Annotated in this window: 2 protein-coding genes and 2 pseudogenes; all 4 read left to right on the top strand. The window is 66.2% G+C overall.

Annotated features, from left to right (window positions below; all coding sequences use genetic code 11):
• Positions 1-311: pseudogene (locus AX702_RS22620) on the top strand (ribonuclease E/G); the annotation flags it as partial.
• Between the two features lie 68 nt (positions 312-379).
• Positions 380-1,801 (top strand): M48 family metalloprotease, encoded by a 1,422-nt coding sequence (locus AX702_RS14810; protein WP_082746291.1) that lies wholly within the window; start codon positions 380-382, stop codon positions 1,799-1,801.
• Positions 1,798-2,517: a DsbA family protein gene (locus AX702_RS14805; RefSeq protein WP_066780845.1), complete on the top strand. Its 720-nt coding sequence runs from the start codon at positions 1,798-1,800 to the stop codon at positions 2,515-2,517. The genes AX702_RS14810 and AX702_RS14805 overlap by 4 nt, the downstream gene beginning before the upstream one ends.
• Positions 2,518-2,653: 136 nt before the next feature.
• Positions 2,654-3,140, top strand: a pseudogene (locus AX702_RS14800) (hypothetical protein); the annotation flags it as partial.

The raw sequence follows: 3,140 nt of genomic DNA, 5'->3' as shown, positions 1-3,140 counted from the left end.
CCACGGAGGAGGGCGCACCGGCCAAGCCGAAGCGCACCCGTCGCAAGAAGACGGATGCGCCGGCTGCCGAGGGAGCAGCGCCGGCCGAGGCCGCGGAAGCACCTGCGAAGCCGAAGCGCACGCGCCGCAAAAAGGCGGACGCGCCGGCAGCAGCCGAGCCCGAAGCACCGGCCGTGGCCGAAACCAGCGACGCTGCGCCCGCGCAGAGCGCGGCAGCGGATGAAGCCGGCGAACCCTCCACCGGCGACGCTGCCGAGGAATCCGCCGCAACGCCGCGTCGCGGCTGGTGGCAGCGCACGTTCGGTGCGTGATCGGCGGATCGTGACGGCAAGCAAGTGAGCGACATGCGCCGGGCTTCAGCGATGGTTAAGCCGCCATCATGCTGGGTCCGGCGCATGCACGTCGCTTGCCGAACGATCCCGCTGCGGCCAGGCCCGTGATCGGTCGCTCCCCCACACTTCGCCTGCTGGCCACTGCGGCGCTGGCCAGCGTCTCCATCCCGCAGGCGGCGAATGCGCAGTCGATCCTGCGCGACGCCGAGACCGAAGCGCTGCTGGCCGACATGACCGCGCCGCTCATCACCGCGGCGGGGCTGCGGCCGAGCGACGTGAGGGTCGTTCTCGTCAACGACGATTCGATCAACGCCTTCGTCGCCGGCGGCCAGATCGTTTATGTGCATTCCGGCACGATCCAGGCGGCCAAGACGGCCAATGAAGTGCAGGGCGTGATCGCGCACGAGCTTGGCCACATTACCGGCGGCCACGTGTCGCTTGCCGGCCGCGGCGCTCAGGAGGCGACCGGGATTTCCATTCTCTCCATGGTGCTTGGGCTGGCCGCGATGGCGGCAGGCGCGGGCGAAGCGGGCGCCGGGGTCCTTGCCGCCGGGCAGCAGGCGGCCATGCACAAATATCTCGCCTTTTCGCGCCAGCAGGAGGCGTCGACGGACGCGGCCGGCGCGAAATATCTCAACGCCGCCGGGATTAGTGGCAAGGGATATCTCAACTTCTTCAAGACCATGCAGCAGATGGAATATCGCTACGGCATCACTCGCCAGGTCGAGTATATGCTCAGCCACCCCGTCTCGTCCGAGCGTGTCGCGGCCGTGTCGGAAACGCTGCAGGCCTCGCCTGCCTGGAACAAGCCGCTCAATCAGGATTGGGAAGAACGGTTCAAGCGGGTTCAGGCGAAACTGGACGGATATCTGCTGCCACCCGCGCAGGCGCTTCAGAAATATCCGGAAGGCACGCAGAGCATCTATGCGCATTATGCGCGCGCTTACGCTTATCACCGCAGTGGATATCCGCAGAAGGCCGAAGCGGAGGCTGATGCCTTGGTCGCCAGCAAGCCGAAGGATCCCTATTTCCTAGAGATCAAGGGCCAGATCCTGCTGGAGGCAGGAAAGCCGCAGGAGGCCCTCGGCCCGCTGCGTGCGGCCACCGATGGTTCCCGCAACAGCCCTTTGATCGCCACCACTTTCGGCCATGCGCTGATCGCGACGGAGGACAAGGCGCATTATGACGAGGCCAAGCGTGTCCTGCGTACCGCCGTCGCGCGTGATGATCAGAACCCATTCGCCTGGTATCAGCTGGGCACCGTCTACGAGCGCACCGGCGATCCGGCGCGCGCCGCACTCGCCACGGCGGAACGCGCCAGCATGACCGGCGATCACCGCACCGCCGCGGTCAGCGCACGTTACGCCATGGCCGGCATTCCACAGAACACGCCGGACTGGATCCGGGCACAGGATATCGCGATGACATCAGGCCATTCCCTCGAAGACGACAAGCGCAAGCGGAAATGAACCGCCTGACCATTTTGCTGGTCGTGCTGCTGGGCGCGACCTTTGGCGCCGGCGGCATGTGGCTTGCCGAGCGTGCCGCTCCCGGATCCGCCGTCGCAGACAAGGCCGGGATCGAACGGGTGGTGCACGATTATCTGCTCGCCAATCCGGAAGTGATCCCGCAAGCGATGCAGAAGCTGCAGGAGCGCGAGAGCGGGCGCGCGGTTGCGGCCAGCCGATCCCGCATCGAGACGCCTTACCCCGGCGCGATGATGGGCAATCCCAACGGCGATGTCACGCTGGTGGAATTTTTTGATTATAATTGCGGCTATTGCCGCGCCAGCCTGCCGACCATCGAGCGGCTGGTAAAAAGCGATGCGAAATTGCGCGTGGTGTTCCGGGAGTTGCCGATCCTGGCGGAGGAAAGCCGTGACGCGGCGCGCGCGTCGCTTGCCGCAGCGGCGCAGGGTCGGTTCGCTGCCTTTCACCAGGCCTTGTACGACGCAGGCCCGGTCAGTGCGCAATCGATCGCTGCCGCCGCCCGTGGAACGGGCGTAAACCTCGCCAAGATCCCCGATGACGTTGATACGGAAATCGCCGGCAATCTTGGGCTGGCGGCGAAGCTCGGCATCAGCGGCACGCCAGCGTGGGTGGTCGGCGATAAGGTCCTGTCCGGCGCGCTGCCGTTCGACCGTTTGCAGGAGGCGATTGCCGAAGTGCGCACGGGGCAGGACTGATCCGGCCAGCGAGACAAGCGTACGGGCGATGGAGTCGTGAGCGGTTCAACCGTGTCGCTGGTGCCACGGGCGGTGCGACCTTTCTGCGCGCAGCAGCGTTCCCCCTTGCGGACGTTCCCCAACGCCGCAGGTAATCGTGCTTCATTCTCTTCGTCGCTTTCTCCTCATTCTGCTGCTTGCCACGCTGACCGCCTCGCCTGCGGTCGCCCAGGATGCTTCGTCCAACACGGCCGCGCCAGCGGTACCGGCGGACCCGTTCGGTCGTGAGACGCCACGTTCCGCAGTCACTGGCCTGATCGAAGCACTGGCGAAGCGCGACTATGATCGCGCCGCCAATTACTTCGACCTGCCCGTGCAGCAGGATCAACGCGTGCTCGGCGGTGCGACCGAGCTCGCGCGGCGCTTGCAGGGGCTGCTGGACAGCGGCGGATCGCTGATTCCCTTCGCCGGTCTGGCCAATGAAGCCGGTGGCCGCATCGACGATGACCTGCCGTTCGACCGTGAACTGATCGGTGATCTTGGAGTCGGGGAAGGCGACGCCCCGATCCTGATGACACAGGGGGAAGTCGACGGCCGCCGCGTGTGGCGCATCTCGCACGACACCATCCGGCGGCTAATGGCGG

Origin of the sequence: Sphingomonas sp. CCH5-D11, from assembly GCF_001557395.1 — a bacterium.
Taxonomy (GTDB): Bacteria; Pseudomonadota; Alphaproteobacteria; order Sphingomonadales; family Sphingomonadaceae; genus Sphingomonas.
The sequence above is the reverse complement of the archived record's forward strand: the minus strand, read 5'-3'. Positions and strand labels throughout refer to the sequence as shown.